Source organism: Kitasatospora cathayae, from assembly GCF_027627435.1.
Classification (GTDB): Bacteria; Actinomycetota; Actinomycetes; order Streptomycetales; family Streptomycetaceae; genus Kitasatospora; species Kitasatospora cathayae.
Map to the genome: position 1 here is coordinate 1,923,298 of NZ_CP115450.1, position 16,051 is coordinate 1,939,348.

Sequence of the window (16,051 nt, forward strand, 5' to 3'; positions counted from 1 at the left end):
ACTTTCTCCGCTTCCCTGATCTGACGTAGGCGGCCACCGCGGTGTCCGCCCGTTGTCGCGCGCGCCCGCGTGTGGCCGTGAATCCCCCGAATTCTCAGGAGACTTCACCACACACGTATGTCCATGTCCTTCAATCTGAACGTCATCGAGGAGTTCCGCGCGAACGGCGGCCGGGTCGGCGGCCCGTTCGAGGGCGGCGACCTGCTGTTGCTGACCACCAGCGGGGCGCGCTCCGGTCGACCGCACACCGTGCCGCTGGGGTGCGTCCGGTCCGAGGGGCTGCTCCTGGTCGTCGCCTCGGCGGCCGGGGCGCCGGAACACCCGCAGTGGTACCGCAACCTGCTGGCCCACCCGGTGGTTCGGGTCGAGCTCGGCACCGAGACCTTCGACGCGATCGCCGTGCCCGCTGAAGGCGCCCATCGGAAGCGGCTGTTCGACGCCGTCGTCCGCGCCGCGCCCGGGTACGGCGACTACCAGGCGCACACCTCACGGGAGTTGCCGGTGGTCGTGCTGGAACGGCCCGAGGCGCCAGCGGGCCGGCCGCGCGAGGTGCGCAGCCTGGCCGACAAGCTGCTGGAGGCGCACACCTGGCTGCGGGCCCAGCTGCGCCACGTCCGGTCGGAGGCGCGGTCCCACGCCCCCGGCCGCCCGGCCGGGCTCGGACTGCAACTGCGCCAGCACTGCCTGGCGTTCTGCGACGGGTTGACGCACCATCACGCTGGCGAGGACTCCGCGATCTTCCCGGCCCTCGCCCGTGACCACCCCGAGCTCGCCGGGGTGCTGGAGCGGCTCGGCGAGCAGCACCGGGCGATCGGGCGGATCAAGGAGGAGCTGGTGGCACTGCTGGCCGGGATCGAGATCGCCGAGCCGGAGCGGCTCCGGACGGAACTCGACCGGATGTCGGCCGAGTTGGAGGCGCATCTGGACCACGAGGAGGCGGAGCTGCTGCCGGCGCTCGCCGCGATCCCGTTCCCCCCGGTGCGGCCCACTCCGAACGGGCGCTGAGACGGCGCCGCCGCCGGCCCCTCCCAGCGCGGGAGGGGCCGGCGGCACCGGGGCGTCACGTCAGGAGTCCCACGTGACGGTGGAACCGGGGCTCAGGACTGGCTGAAGACCGGGAGGTAGCCGTTGGCCTGGCCGGCCGAGTTCGGGTGGTAGCTCTCGTCGAGCGGCAGGGTCGTGCTGTGCAGCCAGGTGTCGAGCCCGCCGCAGATCTCGTGCCCGGCGAAGATGTCGCGCACGTCAGCGAAGGTGAAACCGGCGTCGGCCACCTCCTTGGCGATGACGCCGTCCAGCGTGTCGGCGGCCTCGTTGATGGCGGCGCGCTTGGTGTCGCCGATGCCGAAGAGGCAGTAGCCGCCGATCTGGTACAGGTGCGGGTAGCCCATCACCACCACGTGGGCGTTCGGCGACTTGGCCTTGATCGCCGAGTACACCTGGTCCAGCTGACCCGGCAGGGTGTTGATCGCGTAGTTCTCGGCCGTGTTGACGGCGTTGAGGCAGTCGCTGTCGGAACCGAGCACGCAGGTCTGCATGGTGCTGGAGAACCCGGCGTCGTTGCCGCCGACGGTGAGGCTGACCAGGCTGGTGCCGGAGCTCAGCGCGGAGATCTGGCTGTTGAGGACGTCGCCTGTTCTGGCGCCCGAACAGGCGACGAAGGAGAAGGAGGACGGGGAGTTCGCGTTCGACCACAGGTAGGCGTAGGCGTTGGTGCTGCGCTTGCAGCTGCCGCTGTCGCTCAGATAGTTGCCGGCGCCCACGCCGGCCGAGTAGGAGTCCCCGAGCGCCACGTAGTTGACGCCGGCCGCGCTGGCGGACGACGCCGTGAAGAGCGTCGTCATGGTGAGGACGGCCGCTATCGCGGCGACGGAGAGAGCACGAGCGGGGCGGAACATCGCACCTCCAGGTATGACGTGGGTCACAGAAAGGAATACCAAGCGGTAATCGAACGCGGAAGCGTTCACGCCAAGGACATTGACGGTCCGTCTGTCGGATGAGACGTGAACTACGCAAGGAATGCCGCGAGTTCACACCGGTGGGCGCGCGGGGCGCACGTCGATCATGTCGATGCACGTCGATGCACGTCGACGGCGCCGTCAGCGCTGTCGGCACCGCCGGTGCGACCGAACGCGGGCGCGCGACGGCTGATGCGCGCCAGGTCAGTGCACGGGCTGGTCACCGCACGGCCGGTCACCGCACGGCCGGACGGCGCCGTCGCGCGAGCGACCGGGCAGGCGTCACGCCCGGGGCACTCAGGAGCGACTGAAGACCGGGAGGTAGCCGCTGGCCTGGCCGGCCGAGTTCGGGTGGTAGCTCTCGTCGATCGGCAGGGTGGTGCTGTGCAGCCAGGTGCTCAGCGAGCCGCAGATCTCGTGGTCGGCGAATATGCCGCGCACGTCACCGAAGGTGAGGCCCGCGTTGGCGACCCGCTTGGCGATCACACCGTCCAGCGTGTCGGCGGCGCCGTTGATGGCGGCGCGCTTGGTGTCGCCGATGCCGAAGAGGCAGTCACCGCCGACCTTGTAGAGGTGCGGGTAGCCCATCACCACGACATGGGCCTTCGGCGCCTTGGACTTGATCACCGAGTACACCCGGTCCAGCCGGCCGGGCAGGGTGTTGACCGCGTAGCTCTTGGCCGTGTTGACGGCGTTGAGGCAGTCGCTGTCGGAGCCCAGCACGCAGGTCTTCATGGTGTCCGCGAAGCCCGCGTCGTTGCCGCCGACCGACAGGCTGACCAACGTGGTGGAACTGTTCAGCGCGGATATCTGGCTGTTGAGGACGTCCCCGGTTCTCGCGCCGGAACAGGCCACGAAGGCGAAGGAGGACGGCTTGTGCGCGTTCTTCCACAGATACGCGTAGGCGTTGGTGCTCCGCTTGCAGCTACCGCTGTCGCCCAGGTAGCCGCCGGCACCGACGCCGGCCGAGTAGGAGTCCCCGAGGGCGACGTAGTTGACGCCCGCCGCATTGGCGGCCGAAGCCGTGAAGAGCGTCGTCATGGTGAGACCGGCCGCCATCGCGGCGACGGACAGGGCACGAGCAGGGCGGAGCATTGCACCTCCTGGTATGACGCGGGTCACAGAAGGGATACCAGGCGGTAGCTGAACGCGGAAGCGCTCATGCCAAGGATATTGACGGTCAGTCTGATAGCTGAGAAGTGAACTTACCCGGACGGAGCGTGAGTTCACGCAGGTGGGTCCGGGTGTATGTCGACGCGTGTCGGTCATCGCGTGTAGACAAAAAACTTCCGAGAAGTCAGCTCGTGGTCAGCCGGTGGTCAGCGTGCGGCCGCCGGCGCGTCAGCTCGGCGGCGCGGGACAGTACCGGTACGGCGGAGCGACGCAGAACGGGCCGGAGCGACGTTCCGAGGGCGCGACTCAGCGCCCCGGGACGCGTCCGCCGCCCGGGTACACAGGGCCGGGGAAGACCGTGCAGCCCTCGACCGGCAGCTCCTCGATCGTCTCGTTCGCGGCGGCGGGCACGCCGAGCCAGCGCACGGCGGTGGCGACCGCCGCCCGGGCCTGGCGCAGTCCGGGCGCACCCCAGCCCAGCAGTTCGACCGCGAGGCCCGGCGCGACCAGCAGCCGCCGGTAGTGCCGGCCCGAGGCCGGGTCGGCCGCGCTCGGTCCGACCGCCCGCAGCGCCGCCGCCATCCGGACCCGCGCGCACTCGTGCCCGCCGTTCGCCGAGCCGACCCGGTCGTAGAGGTAGCCGAGGTAGTACGGCCGGCCGATCACGGCCTGGGCCTCCTCCCCCGCCTCCCGGGCCAGGGCGGCCGCGGGATCCCCGCCGTCCTCGGGCTCCAACGAGCCGCCGGGCAGCGAGCAGATGCCGTCCCTGGGGTTCACCAGGGTCAGAACCCGCCCGTCCGGGGCGAACAGCCAGCCCCAGGACTGCTTCACCGGCAACCCGTCCGGCACCTGCTCGCCCGGCCGCCAGGGCCAGCCCGCCGTGGGACGCCGGCGCACCTTCCTGAGCAGCTCGGCGATCTCCGCCGTGAACTCGATCCGGGCCATGCCGCGCGTCCCCCCTCTCGCTGTCGGGCTCGCCGGACCTGCGGAGCACGGTTCGGAGCGGAGCGGCCGGAGCGGCGGCGTGGGGTACCGCGCGCTCCTGCTGTTGATCTTCTCCGATCTTCCCCGAACAGGCGGTCGATGAACAGTCCCCAGCGCCGCATGGTGGACGCGGAGGCCGCGAACGCGCCGATCACCCCAGCGGCCCACCCCCGCCCCCGGCCTCCGGGAAGCCCGGCAGCGGGAACCCCGGCTGCGGGACCACGCCGGGCGGGAAGGGCAGCCCGCGCGCCGCGTCGTCGGCCAGCTCGTCGAACACCTCGTGGGCGGTCATCGGCCGCAGCCGCCCACCGGCCAGCGCCCAGCCCCGCACCCTCGGCCCGGGGCTCGCCCCACCCGGCGAGGACGTGGACGGATCGCCGTGCAACAGCAACGCCCCCTCACCGCCGGAGGCCACCCCGGCCGCGAGCGTGACGCAGAACGCCTCCGCGTCCCGCCCGGCGGGGTGCAGGCGCCCCGCCTCCAGGCAGACGTCCACCGCGGAGGTGAGCTCCTCGCCGTCCTCCGGGCCGTGGCAGCGCAGCGTCAGCAGGTGGCAGCCGTCCCCCGCTCCCTCGGCCAGCGCCAGGTAGACCGAGGTCACGTACCTCATCACCGCCGCCATCCGCCGCTGCCCCGCCGGGTCGTCGCCCACCGCGCCCAGCAGCGCCACGCAGGCTACGGACATCCGCACCCGCGCCCGGTGATCGTCCAGCAGCACCGGGAGGAGGTCCGCCAGCGGCTCGCCCGCGTAGACGAAGGGCTCCCCGGCCAGCTCCGGATCCCCCGCGTACGCGACCCGGGCGGCCGGTGCCCGGGGATCGAGCCCGAGCGCCGAGCAGTAGTCCTGGAAATCACCGGCCTCCAGCACGCGCAGGTGCACCTCCAGCCCCTGCTCGTGCAGGCCCGTCAGCTGCTCCTCCGCCCGCAGCAGGTACTCCTGGTGCCCGAGCGCGCCGAACAGCCCGTACTTCGCCAGCCCGGCGAAGTCCGCCGCTTCGACGGCCAGCGCCAGCGCCACCGGCTGCGGCGGCGCGCCCCGGGCCCGACCGCCGCGCCGCCCACGCGCACCGGCTCCCCCGGACCCGACCGCCCCGACCGCCCCGGCAGCCCGCCCGCCAAGCGGCCGACCGCCGCCGGGCGGCGGCGCTCCACCGGGCCCGCCGACCGGCAACCGACCGCCCCCGGCCCCGGGCCCGCCGAACAGCAACGCCCGCGGCTCCCGAAGCGCCCTCCGCCCCCGGAACACCTGCGGCTCCCGCAGCGACCGAAGCCGCACCACCACGACGCCCCGCACCTCGTACACCGACTCCTGCACAGCCATGGGTTTCCTCCCGTTCACTCGACCTGCACCGACCCGCACCGGCCCACACCGACCTGCATCGGCCCGCAAAGACCGGCACAGACCAGCTAAGACCGGCACAGACCAGCACGAACCAACGCCGACCGCCCCGACATCCGGAGCCGTCGACGCCACGGAACATACACAGAGCCACTGACAATCCACCCCAAGTAATCGAACATCGGCGGCCGGATCCCCTTGGGGGTCCAAAATTGGCCCCCCTATCTGCCCCAGTCGCACCCGCCCCAACCGCCGGCGGAACACGATGCACCCCTTCCGACCCGACGGCCCGTCAGCAGATCCCGACCCGCCCCAGAACCCCCGTGACCCCTGAGCCCGGCGGGATTGTCAGTGTCGGGCGTTAGGGTCGGGGACCATGCGACTGCTGCATACCTCCGACTGGCATCTCGGGCGTTCGTTCCACCGGGAGAGCCTGCACGACGCCCAGCGCGCCTTCCTGGACCACCTGGTGGCGGTGGTCCGGTCCGAGGGCGTGGACGCCGTGCTGGTCGCCGGGGACGTGTACGACCGGGCGCTGCCGGGCCTGGACGCGGTCGCGCTCTTCGACGACGTGCTGCACCGGCTGGCCGACCTCGGCGTGCCGACGGTCTTCATCAGCGGCAACCACGACTCGGCCCGCCGCCTCGGGGTCGGCGCCGGCCTGATCGGCCGGGCCGGGATCCACCTGCGGACGGACCCGGGCGAGTGCGCCGAGCCCGTGCTGCTGGCGGACGAGCACGGCCCGGTGGCGGTGTACGGGTTGCCGTACCTGGAGCCGACGCTGGTGCGCGAGCGGTTCGGGCTGGCCAAGGGCGGGCACGCGGCGGTGCTCGGCGCGGCGATGGACCAGGTCCGGGCCGATCTGGCGACGCGCCCCGAGGGGACCAGGGCGGTGGTGCTGGCGCACGCCTTCGTCACCGGCGGCGCCCCGAGCGACAGCGAGCGGGACATCGCGGTCGGCGGGGTCGCCGCCGTGCCCGCCTCGGTGTTCGACGGGGTGCACTACGCGGCCCTGGGCCACCTGCACGGCTGCCAGACCCTCGCCCCGCACCTGCGCTACAGCGGCTCCCCGCTCGCCTACTCCTTCTCCGAGGTGCGCCAGCGCAAGACCATGTGGCTGGTCGACCTCGCGGCCGACGGCTCGGTGACGGCCGAGCGGGTCGACTGCCCGCAGCCGCGCCCGCTCGCCACCCTGCGCGACACGCTGGAGTCGCTGCTCACCAAGGAGGAGTACGCCGAGCACGAGCAGTCCTGGGTGCAGGCCACGCTCACCGACGCGGCCCGCCCGAGCGAGCCGATGGAGAAGCTGCGCCGTCGCTTCCCGCACACCCTCCAGCTGCTGTTCGACCCCGAGGACGGCGGGGCCGAGCCGTCCCGGTCGTACGCGGCCCGGGTCAGCGGCCGGGACGACCTGGAGATCGCCGAGGGCTTCCTCCGGCACGTCCGCCCCGGTGCCGGGCCGGAGCCGGACGAGCTCGACTGGCTGCGCGAGGGCTTCGAGCGCGTCCGCGAGGGCGCCGACCGGAAGGCGGACCTGCCCCGATGAGGCTGCACAAACTCACCATCACCGCCTTCGGCCCGTTCGCGGGCAGCGAGACGGTGGACTTCGACGCGCTCGCCGCCGGCGGACTGTTCCTGCTGCGCGGCGCGACCGGCGCGGGCAAGAGCAGCGTGCTGGACGCGGTCTGCTTCGCCCTGTACGGCGAGACGCCCAACGCCCGCCGGGCCAACCGGCTGCGCAGCGACCACGCCGATCCCAAGCGGCTGACCCAGGTGGAGCTGGAGCTGACGTTGGGCGGGCGGCGGCTGCAGATCACCCGGCTGCCCGAGCAGCGCCGGCCGAAGAAGGTCGGCACCGGCACCACCGTCGAGCGCCCGCAGACCCTGCTGCGCGAGTGGGCCGCCGACGCGGGCGACGGCACGCCCGGCTGGCGGCCGGTCAGCAAGTCGCACCAGGAGGCCGGCGAGGAGATCCACCGGCTGATCGGCATGAGCCGGGAGCAGTTCTGCCAGGTGGTGCTGCTGCCCCAGGGCGACTTCGCCAAGTTCCTCAAGGGCGACTCGGAGGAGCGCGGCAAGTTGCTGCGCCGCCTCTTCGACACCGAGCGCTACGGACTGGTCGAGTCCTGGCTCGCCGAGCAGCGCCGTGCCCAGGAGAGCGCCGTCCAGGCCGGCCGGCGCCGGCTGCGCGACCTCGCCAGCAAGGCCGAGCAGGCGGCCGGGCCCGCCGCCGAGCCCGTCGGCGCGTGGGTGCCGGCCGAGGACGGTGACGCGGACCTGACGGCCGGAGTGCTCGGCTGGGCGGCGATCCTGCGCAGCGGCGCGGCCGAGCAGCTCGCCGTCGCCGAGGCCGCGCTCGCGGGCGCCGAGGCGGCGCAGCGGGCGGCCCAGCACGAGCGCGAGGCCGCCGAGGAGCTGGCCGGTCGGCAGCGCCGGCACCGGGAGGCGCTGGCCGAGGCCGAGCGGCTGGCCGGGTTCGAGCCGGCCGCGGCGCGGGACCGCCAGCGGCTGGCGGCCGCCCAGGAGGCGGTCGGCGTGGAGTCCGCGCTGCGGCTGCGGGAGGGCGCGGCCGAGGCGTTCGGGCGGGCCCGCGAGACGGAGCAGCGGCTCCGGGAGGCGCTCGCCCGGGCGGAGGGCGGCGGGCAGCTGCCCGCCGGGGCCGACGCCGCCGAGCTGGCCGAGGCCGAGCTACGGCTGCGCGCCGAGGTGGTCCGGCTGGAGGCGGCCCGGGCGGAGGAGCGGCGCTGCACCGAACTCGCCCGCGAGCAGCACGCCTTGACGCAGGACCGGCGCGGCGCCGAGGAACTGGCCGAGGAGGCCGAGGACTGGCTGGCCGAATTCGACGGCGAGCTCGGCCGGTTGGAGGAACAGCAGGAGCGGGCCCAGGCGGCGAGCACCCGGGTCGAGCAACTGGACGGGCAGCGCGTCGAGTTGACCGCTCGCCTGGCTGCGGCCCGGGAGCGGGACGGCCTGCTCGCCGAGATCGCGGCCGCCGAGCCGAAGGTCGCCGAGCTGCGCACGGCCGCGTTGGATGCCCGCGAGTTCAGCCTGGACCTGCGAGACCGCCGTCTCGCGGGCATGGCCGCCGAGCTGGCCGAGCAGCTGCGCTCCGGGGAGGCCTGCCGGGTCTGCGGCTCGCCCGAGCACCCGGCACCCGCCGAGGCCGCCGAGGGCGCCCGGGTGAGCGCCGAGGACGAGGAGCGGGCCGGCCGGGCCCAGGCCGCCGCCGAGCGGGTCTGGGGCGAGGCCGACCAGGCGCTGACCGCGCTGCGGGTGCGCGAGGCGACCGCCGCCGGAGCCGCCGGGCCGGAGAGTACGGAGGTGCTCGCGCGATCGCTCGCCGAGCTGGAGCGCGAGCACCGCACCGCGCGCCACGAGGCGGAGGCGCTCGGCCGGGTCGGGCAGGAGATCGCCCGGCTGTCGCAGGACCGCGCCCGCCGGCTGGACGAGCTGCACGAGGCCAAGGAGCGCGCCGCCGTGCTCACCGACCGGCTGGCGAAGCTGGACGACGAGCAGCGGGAGCTGACCGCCAGGGTCGCGGCCGCCCGGGGCGAGGCCGCCTCGGTGGCCGACCGGGCCGCGTCGCTGACCGGGCTCGCCGAGGCGGTCGCCGCGGCCGCCGCGGCCGCCCGGACGGCGTCGGAGGCGCGGGCCCGGCTGGACGGGGCCGAGGAGGAACTCGGCAAGGCCGCCGCCGCGGCGGGCTTCCCGGACGCCGGGGCGGCGCTCGCCGTGCTGCTGCCGCGCGCGGAGCGGGAACGGCTGGAGGCCCGGCTGGAGCGGCACCGCGCCGAGTCGGCCGCCGTCCGGCACGAGCTGGCGCTGCCCGAACTGGCTGAGGCGGCGTCCCGTCCGCCGGTCGACCTGCCCGCCGCCGCGGTCGCGCTCGACGCCGCCACCGACCGGCTCGGCCGGGCGCACGCGGCCCGGTCCGCAGCCCAGGAGCGCTGCGCGGCACTCGCCGCGATCGGGTGGCAGCTGGGCGACCTCGCCGCCGAGCTGGGCCCGGCGCTGGAGCGGTACGGGCGGATCAACCGGCTCGCCGCGCTGGCCGCCGGCACCTCCACCGAGAACCGGCTGCGGATGCGCCTGGAGTCGTACGTCCTGGCGGCCCGGCTGGAGCAGGTCGCGGCGGCGGCCAGCGACCGGCTGGTCCGGATGTCCGGCGGCCGCTACACCCTGGTGCACAGCGACGACCGGGGCACCGGCAACAAGCGCTCCGGCCTGGCCCTGCGGGTGGTCGACGCCTGGACGGGCACTGAGCGGGACACCGCGACCCTCTCCGGCGGCGAGAGCTTCTTCGCCTCGCTCTCCCTCGCCCTCGGCCTGGCCGACGTGGTCACCGACGAGGCGGGCGGGATGCCGTTGGACACCCTGTTCATCGACGAGGGCTTCGGCACCCTGGACGAGCAGTCCCTGGAAGAGGTGATGGACGTCCTCGACGGCCTGCGCGAGCGGGACCGCGCGGTCGGCATCGTCAGCCACGTCGCCGATCTGCGCAGCCGCATCCCCGCCCAGCTGCTGGTCCGCAAGGGCCGCCACGGCTCCACCCTCGCCCTGGCCGGACGGGAGGACGCGTAACGGCGGCCGCCGCCCAGACCGTTCAGACGGCTCAGCCCTCTCAGCCTTTCAGACGTCCCAGCCCTCTCAGCCCGAACAGGCGATCCGCTGGGCCTGCTGCCAGGCGCAGGTCGGGCACAGTGTGCTGCCCGGCTGATCGGCGGGCAGCACGGTCGGCTCGCCGCACAGCACGCAGTCGGCGCGCGGCCCGGTCGCCGCCGGGTCCTCGCGCAGCGCCGCCTCGGCCGAGCCGCCGGGCGCCGACTCGCAGACCGCAGCGTCCTCGCTCACAACGGCGTCGTTCGTCGCGGTATCGCTCATGCCGCCTTCCTACTCCCCGCCCCCGCCCCACCGCAAGGCACCCCCGCCCCGGCCGCTCGCGCCACGGCGCCGGCAAGCCGGCCCGTCGCCACCCGCGCCCCCGCCGGAGGCGCTCCCCCGCCTCCCGGCTACCGTGGCCGCCATGGATGGCGATCTTCCACAGCGGCTGCGAGCCGCCCGGGCCGCCGAGCCCACGTACCCGGAGGTCGGGGCCACCCGGCGCGGCCGGCTGCCGGACGGGTACGCGCACCTGCGGCGGCGGGTGCACCTCGGACGGGGGCCGGAGGTGCTGGAGCGGGCCGGGCGGTACGTGCTCGGGTGGGGCAGTCAGCTGGGTACCGGGTTCGCGGTGTACCCGGGCGGGCCCGCCCGGGAGGGGGCCACCGTGCTGCTGCGGCTGAGCCTGCCGGGCAGCCGGTGGCCGCGGCTGGTGATCCCCTGCCGGGTGGTGTGGACGGTGGCGGCGCCGGACCGGATCGGGTTCGCGTACGGGACGCTGCCCGGGCATCCGGAGTGCGGCGAGGAGTCGTTCCTGGTGTCGATGGACGCCGACGGCGAGGTGTGGTTCGAGGTCGCCGCGTTCTCCCGGCTGTCCGCCTGGTACGCCCGGCTGGGCCGGCCGGTCGCGCTGCTCTGCCAGCACCTGGCGATCGAGCGCTACCTCGCCGCCGTGGCCGGACACGTCGCCCACCCCACCCCGGGAAGCTAACCGAGGAAGGACAGCCGGACGGTGCGGCGCGGGTTGTCCCCGTTGGTGTCGATCAGCACCACCGACTGCCAGACGCCGAGCGCCAGTTGACCGCCGAGCACCGGCAGGGTGGCGTGCGGGGCGACCAGGCCGGGCACCACGTGGTCCCGGCCGTGGCCGGGGCTGCCGTGCCGGTGGCGCCAGCGGTCGTCGGCCGGGAGCAGCTCGCGCAGCGTGGCGAGGAAGTCGTCGTCGCTGCCCGAGCCGGTTTCCAGGACGGCGATCCCGGCGGTGGCGTGCGGGACGAAGACGTTGAGCAGTCCGTCCCGTCCGGCGGCCCGCTCGTTGAGGAACGCGGCGCAGCGGTCGGTGATGTCGAGCGCGACCTCGCGGTTGCCGGTGGTGATCTCCAGGGTGGTGCTCTGGAAGGAGCCGGTCGACCCGGCCGACGTGGAGTGGTTGTTGTCCGCCATGGCGCCATCCTGACCCAGGTCAGCGGGTTGCGCGCACTGCCTCGCCGACTGCCCGCGCCGGGGCGTCGGGCTCGCATAGGGTGGGAGGTTCGGACCGAAGTGATGGTCCGGCCTCCGGACACGCGGACGACCCGACGGACCGGATGGTCCGACGGGTCGAGCCGGGCCGGGTCGGCCGCGACCGGGGAAGGCCGCCAGGGCAGGCCCTAGCCGCGCCCGCCGAAGAGGCTCCGCCGCAGCCGACGCAGCGGCGCCAGCAGCGAGACGCGGGTGTGGCGACGGCGGGCCGCCGCCGGGGCGTCGGCGCCGCGCGGCGTCAACTCCCTTATCAGCCCGAGCGCCTCGGCGGTGTCCACCGCCGGGAGCGCGGGCGCGCCGAGCACGGCCAGGTGTCGGTCGATCCGGCGGCCGGTCGCGCCGACACCGCACTGGATCGCCGGCACACGGGGCCGAGTCCGCACTTGCATGTGTTCCATCAGTTTTCCCACCCCTACGAGGCGCCAGGGCCGTGAGGCGAAGACTATCCGTGAGGGACGGCCTTCGCGCAACCGTCCTTGGTGTTGTGCCACCGTACCGCGCGACGTCAACTGACGATTCACCAGGGGCCGCCCGGGCGGTCACGACTAGGCATCAATGATGGTGCACGACCAGCCGTCCGTCATCAGGGCCAGGAGGCACGGACCCGACGCCCGTTCGCGCCGTGCGCGCCGGGCGCACGGGGCGCACGCGGCGGCCGGACGGTGTCGTCGCCGTGTCGATGAATGGCTCCCATATAGGGGACAACCACAAGGTCGACAAAACGATCATTGGCGGGGTGATCGACGGCGGGAACCCGATTCATGAAGTGAACACATTCGAGGGATTGACTCGCGTCGATCCTCCAAGCAATATCTGATGCACGCGCCGGTGCCCGCACCGCACCCAGGCGCGCGTTCGAGTGATGAAATGACTCGATCGAACTCCGGCTCCTGCGGGCCACTGCCCGGCCACCTCGACGCTGCGGTGGCCAGGCCCGCACGGTGCCCGGACCGGCGGCCGGCCGTAGAGGGTCGGCCGGGCCGCCACCAGACTGCCGGTGCCGCCCCGCTCGGGGCCCGGCACCGGCGGTTCCGGGCCGATCGCGTCGCCCGTCCCCTCCCCCTCCCCCAGCGCCCCTCCGCCCGTCGCCCGCAGCCGGACGTCCCCGCAGGTCGCGCCGTGTGGATCGGTAGACTCGGCCAGCGTGTCCCTCCTCCTCAGCATCGTGCTCCCGGTCCACGGCGTGGAGCGGTACCTGCCGCGCTGCCTCGACTCGATCCTCGGCGAGACCCCCGCCGCGGAGACCCGCTTCGAGGTGATCGCGGTCGACGACCTCTCCCCCGACGGCTCCGGCGCGATCCTGGACGCCTACGCCGCCCGCGACTCCCGGCTGCGCGTGACGCACCTCACCGAGAACCAGGGCCTCGGCGGCGCCCGGGCCGCCGCCCTGCCGCAGGTGCGCGGCGAGTACGTCTGGTTCGTGGACAGCGACGACTGGCTGCCCGAGCGGACGGTCGGCGTGATCCTGGACGAGCTGGCGCAGGAGCGCCGCCGCGAGGTGCCCGCCGACGTGCTGCTCACCGACTTCACCCACGTCTACCCGGACGGCGGGAGCGAGCCCAATCCCTGGCGGCACGTGCTGGTCGGCTCCCCGCTGGTCGAGGGCTGCACCCTGGCCGAGCACCCGGCGCTGTTCCAGACCGTGATGTCGGTGTGGAACAAGGTGTTCCGCCGCGCCTTCCTGGAGGGCCTCGAGGTCGCCTTCGGCCGCGGCTACTACGAGGACATCTCGGTCACCTACCCGGCGCTGCTGGCCGCCGAGCGGCTGCGCTACCTCGACCGCCCCTGCTACTTCTACCGGCGCGGCCGGGACGGCGCGATCACCGCCACGGCCTCCCCCAAGCACGCCGACGTGTTCGCCCAGTACGACGCCATCTTCGCCTTCATCGACCGCTGCGACCGCCCGGACGGCCCCGGACGGCCCGTCCCGGAGTCACTGCGCACCCTGGTCTTCGACCGGACCGTCCGCCAGGCGCTGAACGTCTACGACACCCCCGGACTGGTCCCCGTCTCCCGGCGCAAGGACTACTTCCACCGGGTCGCCCTGCACTTCGAGCGCCACCGCCCGGCGAACTACCGCTTCCCCGGCGGGGTGCGCGGCGTGCAGTACCGGCTGGCCGCCCGCGGCGCCCGGATCGCCTACGCCGAGCTGCGCCGCACCGGCCGGCTGCCGCGCGAACTCAAGCGCGGGGCACGGGCGGTGGCGCCCGCGGTGAAGAAGGGCGTGCGCAGCGGCGCCCGGTTCACCGCGTACAACGCCTTCCGCCGGCTCCCGCTGGACGAGCACCTGGCGGTCTACGCCGCGTACTGGCACCGGGGTTACGCGTGCAGTCCGGCGGCGATCTACGAGAAGGCGAAGGAACTCGCCCCGCAGATCCGGGGCGTGTGGGTGGTGGAGAACCGCCGGCAGGCCGACAGCATGCCGCCCGGCGTCCCGTACGTGATCGTCAACACACCCGCCTACCTCAAGGCGATGGCGACCGCGAAGTACTTCGTCAACAACGTCAACTTCCCCCGCACGATGGCGAAGCGCCAGGGCACGGTGCACGTCCAGACCCAGCACGGCACCCCGCTCAAGGCGATGGGCATGGACCTGCAGGGCCGCCCCGAGGCGGCCGAGGGGATGGACTTCGACCGCCTCCAGGAGGCCATCGACCGCTGGGACTTCCTGGTCTCCTCCAACCCGCACACCAGCGAGCACTTCGCCCGGGCCTTCCCCGGCCGGTACGAGATGCTGGACACCGGCTACCCGCGCAACGACCGGCTGGCCAACACCACCCCGGAGGAGGTCCGGGCGATGCGCGCCCGGTTCGGGCTGCGACCCGGCACCACGGCCGTGCTGTACGCGCCCACGCACCGCGGCGGCAAGGGCGGCTACGTGCCGCTGCTGGACGTGGCGGAGCTGGCCCGGCGGCTGGGACCGCGGTTCACGCTGCTGGTGCGCACCCACTACTTCCACACCGGCGGCCCGGGTGACCTGACGGCCGGTGAGGACGCGGCGGAGATCGTGGACGTGTCGGCGCACCCGGTGGTGGAGGACCTCTACCTGGCCGCGGACGCGCTGGTGACGGACTACTCGTCGATGATGTTCGACTACGCGGTGCTGGACCGGCCGATCGTCGTCTTCGCGCCGGACTGGGAGGAGTACCAGCGCGAACGCGGCGTGTACTTCGACCTGTTCGCGGAGCCGCCGGGCGCCGTCACGGTGGACGTGGCCGGGCTGGCTCGGGCGCTGCGCGCGGGCGATCCGGAGCCGGAGGCGCGGGAGCGGTTCCGGGCGAAGTTCTGCGTCTGGGACGACGGCGGGGCGGCGGAACGGGTGGTGCGCCGGGTGTTCCCGGTGGGTCCGGCACGCTGACTGACGAGCAGGGTCCTGCAACGAGCGGGCCTTGGGGCGGGGCCGGTACGTGACCGGCCGGGCCCTTGGGGCGGGGCCGGTACGGTGACCGGCCCCGTCCGCGCCGGCTCAGCGCTGGCGAGCGGCCAGGAACTCCTCGAAGTCCAGGTAGCCCTGGTGACGGGTGTCCATCGCGTGGATCAGCGCCTCGGCCATCGAGATGGTGACGCTGTGGTCGCCCATCTCGTTGGCGGCGAGCGCGTACTCGGCAGCGGTGATCTTGCCGTCGCCGTTCTTGTCGAAACGGTCGAACATCTCCTTGATGGCCTCGACGCTCTCCATCGTTTCCTCCTGGGTACTGCGGGGTCTTGCTCGGTTCGGACGGCCGTACCCTACCCGTCCGTGGTGTGCGCCACGGTGTCCGGGAGTGGACGCGCGCCGGGGTGGGTGTCGTAGTCTGCGGGTCTGATTGCTGACCCGGGCACCTCCCGGGCGGTCGTTCGTCCAGGGAGGGAACCGTGCTCGACCTCGCCACCAGGCTGGTGCTGAAACCCGTTTCGCGGGGGATCTGGCGCCCGGTCATCGAGGGTGCCGAGAACGTGCCGCGCAAGGGCGGGGTGATCCTGGCCAGCAACCACCTGTCGTTCATCGACAGCGTGGTGATCCCGCTCACCGCCCCCCGCCGGGTGCACTTCCTCGCCAAGGCCGAGTACTGGACCGCCCCCGGGCTCAAGGGCAAGGTCTCCAAGGGCTTCTTCGAGGCGATCGGCGCGGTGCCGGTCGAGCGCGGCACCTACCGTTCCGCCCAGGCCTCGCTGGAGTCGGCGCTGAAGATCCTGGAGGACGGCAAGGCGTTCGGCATCTACCCCGAGGGCACCCGGTCGCTGGACGGCCGGCTCTACCGGGGCAAGACGGGCGTCGCCTGGCTCGCGCTGACCGCGGGCGTGCCGGTGGTGCCGGTGGCGCTGGAGGGCCCGGAGCAGATCCTGCCGGTGGGCAAGCGCGTCCCTCGGATCAAGAAGGTGACGGTCCGGTTCGGCGAGCCGCTGCACTTCGACGAGTTGCACGGGCAGGCCCGTTCGGCGCAGGCCCGCCGCCAGGTGACCGACGAGGTGATGGCGGCGATCCAGAAGCTGTCCGGCCAGGAGGTCGTGGGGAGCTACAACGAGATCCCGAAGGCGGCCTGACGGCCCTTCCACCGGG

14 protein-coding genes are annotated in these 16,051 nt (G+C 73.8%); 6 read left to right on the top strand and 8 right to left on the bottom strand.

Going from position 1 to position 16,051, the window contains the following annotated elements; all coding sequences use genetic code 11:
• The first annotated feature begins 117 nt into the window (after positions 1-117).
• Positions 118-1,005, top strand: coding sequence for a nitroreductase/quinone reductase family protein (locus O1G21_RS08660; RefSeq protein WP_270142219.1), 888 nt, complete (start codon positions 118-120; stop codon positions 1,003-1,005).
• Between the two features lie 92 nt (positions 1,006-1,097).
• Here the strand turns inward: O1G21_RS08660 and O1G21_RS08665 are convergent, their stop codons facing one another.
• From O1G21_RS08665 to O1G21_RS08680, 4 genes are all read right to left on the bottom strand, one after another.
• Positions 1,098-1,895 (bottom strand): SGNH/GDSL hydrolase family protein, encoded by a 798-nt coding sequence (locus O1G21_RS08665; RefSeq protein ID WP_270142222.1) that lies wholly within the window; start codon positions 1,893-1,895, stop codon positions 1,098-1,100.
• A gap of 357 nt (positions 1,896-2,252) precedes the next feature.
• Complete coding sequence (locus tag O1G21_RS08670; protein ID WP_348532724.1) at positions 2,253-3,050, bottom strand: SGNH/GDSL hydrolase family protein; 798 nt, start codon at positions 3,048-3,050, stop codon at positions 2,253-2,255.
• A gap of 324 nt (positions 3,051-3,374) precedes the next feature.
• Positions 3,375-4,013 carry an NUDIX hydrolase gene (locus O1G21_RS08675; RefSeq protein ID WP_270142224.1) on the bottom strand — a complete coding sequence of 213 codons (639 nt, stop codon included), beginning with the start codon at positions 4,011-4,013 and terminating at the stop codon, positions 3,375-3,377.
• 190 nt (positions 4,014-4,203) lie between these two features.
• Complete coding sequence (locus O1G21_RS08680) at positions 4,204-5,373, bottom strand: hypothetical protein (RefSeq protein WP_270142226.1); 1,170 nt, start codon at positions 5,371-5,373, stop codon at positions 4,204-4,206.
• Between the two features lie 394 nt (positions 5,374-5,767).
• Here O1G21_RS08680 and O1G21_RS08685 point away from each other — a divergent pair, with 394 nt between their 5' ends.
• Both O1G21_RS08685 and O1G21_RS08690 read left to right on the top strand, forming a co-directional pair.
• A complete protein-coding gene (locus O1G21_RS08685) occupies positions 5,768-6,937 on the top strand; it encodes an exonuclease SbcCD subunit D (RefSeq protein ID WP_270142228.1) in 1,170 nt (389 codons plus the stop codon).
• Positions 6,934-9,972, top strand: coding sequence for an AAA family ATPase (locus O1G21_RS08690; RefSeq protein WP_270142230.1), 3,039 nt, complete (start codon positions 6,934-6,936; stop codon positions 9,970-9,972). Before O1G21_RS08685 ends, O1G21_RS08690 begins: the two co-directional genes overlap by 4 nt.
• Before the next feature lie 66 nt (positions 9,973-10,038).
• Here the strand turns inward: O1G21_RS08690 and O1G21_RS08695 are convergent, their stop codons facing one another.
• Positions 10,039-10,272: a hypothetical protein gene (locus tag O1G21_RS08695; protein ID WP_270142232.1), complete on the bottom strand. Its 234-nt coding sequence runs from the start codon at positions 10,270-10,272 to the stop codon at positions 10,039-10,041.
• Positions 10,273-10,414: 142 nt separating this feature from the next.
• Here O1G21_RS08695 and O1G21_RS08700 point away from each other — a divergent pair, with 142 nt between their 5' ends.
• On the top strand, positions 10,415-10,981 hold the full coding sequence (locus tag O1G21_RS08700; protein WP_270142234.1) for a DUF1990 family protein: 567 nt from the start codon (positions 10,415-10,417) through the stop codon (positions 10,979-10,981).
• Here O1G21_RS08700 and O1G21_RS08705 read toward each other — a convergent pair.
• Both O1G21_RS08705 and O1G21_RS08710 read right to left on the bottom strand, forming a co-directional pair.
• On the bottom strand, positions 10,978-11,433 hold the full coding sequence (locus O1G21_RS08705; RefSeq protein ID WP_270142236.1) for a YjbQ family protein: 456 nt from the start codon (positions 11,431-11,433) through the stop codon (positions 10,978-10,980). The genes O1G21_RS08700 and O1G21_RS08705 overlap by 4 nt on opposite strands.
• Before the next feature lie 206 nt (positions 11,434-11,639).
• Positions 11,640-11,909 carry a hypothetical protein gene (locus tag O1G21_RS08710; RefSeq protein WP_270142237.1) on the bottom strand — a complete coding sequence of 90 codons (270 nt, stop codon included), beginning with the start codon at positions 11,907-11,909 and terminating at the stop codon, positions 11,640-11,642.
• A 746-nt stretch (positions 11,910-12,655) separates the two neighbouring features.
• On the opposite strand from O1G21_RS08710, the gene O1G21_RS08715 reads away from it, so the two are divergent.
• On the top strand, positions 12,656-14,869 hold the full coding sequence (locus tag O1G21_RS08715) for a bifunctional glycosyltransferase/CDP-glycerol:glycerophosphate glycerophosphotransferase (protein WP_270142239.1): 2,214 nt from the start codon (positions 12,656-12,658) through the stop codon (positions 14,867-14,869).
• Positions 14,870-14,977: 108 nt separating this feature from the next.
• Here O1G21_RS08715 and O1G21_RS08720 read toward each other — a convergent pair whose 3' ends face one another.
• The gene (locus O1G21_RS08720; RefSeq protein ID WP_270142241.1) at positions 14,978-15,190 is read right to left on the bottom strand and encodes an EF-hand domain-containing protein; all 213 of its coding nucleotides are present in this window, start codon (positions 15,188-15,190) and stop codon (positions 14,978-14,980) included.
• Positions 15,191-15,366: 176 nt separating this feature from the next.
• On the opposite strand from O1G21_RS08720, the gene O1G21_RS08725 reads away from it, so the two are divergent.
• Entirely contained in the window at positions 15,367-16,035 is a 669-nt protein-coding gene (locus O1G21_RS08725; RefSeq protein ID WP_270142243.1) for a lysophospholipid acyltransferase family protein, read from the top strand.
• Positions 16,036-16,051 lie beyond the last annotated feature (16 nt).

Coding starts and splice junctions, on each gene's coding strand:
- O1G21_RS08700 (WP_270142234.1), top strand. CDS start 10,415: ATGGATGGCGATCTTCCACAGCGGCTGCGAGCCGCCCGGGCCGCCGAG.
- O1G21_RS08720 (WP_270142241.1), bottom strand. CDS start 15,190: ATGGAGAGCGTCGAGGCCATCAAGGAGATGTTCGACCGTTTCGACAAG.
- O1G21_RS08675 (WP_270142224.1), bottom strand. CDS start 4,013: ATGGCCCGGATCGAGTTCACGGCGGAGATCGCCGAGCTGCTCAGGAAG.
- O1G21_RS08665 (WP_270142222.1), bottom strand. CDS start 1,895: ATGTTCCGCCCCGCTCGTGCTCTCTCCGTCGCCGCGATAGCGGCCGTC.
- O1G21_RS08690 (WP_270142230.1), top strand. CDS start 6,934: ATGAGGCTGCACAAACTCACCATCACCGCCTTCGGCCCGTTCGCGGGC.
- O1G21_RS08670 (WP_348532724.1), bottom strand. CDS start 3,050: ATGCTCCGCCCTGCTCGTGCCCTGTCCGTCGCCGCGATGGCGGCCGGT.
- O1G21_RS08710 (WP_270142237.1), bottom strand. CDS start 11,909: ATGGAACACATGCAAGTGCGGACTCGGCCCCGTGTGCCGGCGATCCAG.
- O1G21_RS08695 (WP_270142232.1), bottom strand. CDS start 10,272: ATGAGCGATACCGCGACGAACGACGCCGTTGTGAGCGAGGACGCTGCG.
- O1G21_RS08705 (WP_270142236.1), bottom strand. CDS start 11,433: ATGGCGGACAACAACCACTCCACGTCGGCCGGGTCGACCGGCTCCTTC.
- O1G21_RS08660 (WP_270142219.1), top strand. CDS start 118: ATGTCCATGTCCTTCAATCTGAACGTCATCGAGGAGTTCCGCGCGAAC.
- O1G21_RS08685 (WP_270142228.1), top strand. CDS start 5,768: ATGCGACTGCTGCATACCTCCGACTGGCATCTCGGGCGTTCGTTCCAC.
- O1G21_RS08680 (WP_270142226.1), bottom strand. CDS start 5,373: ATGGCTGTGCAGGAGTCGGTGTACGAGGTGCGGGGCGTCGTGGTGGTG.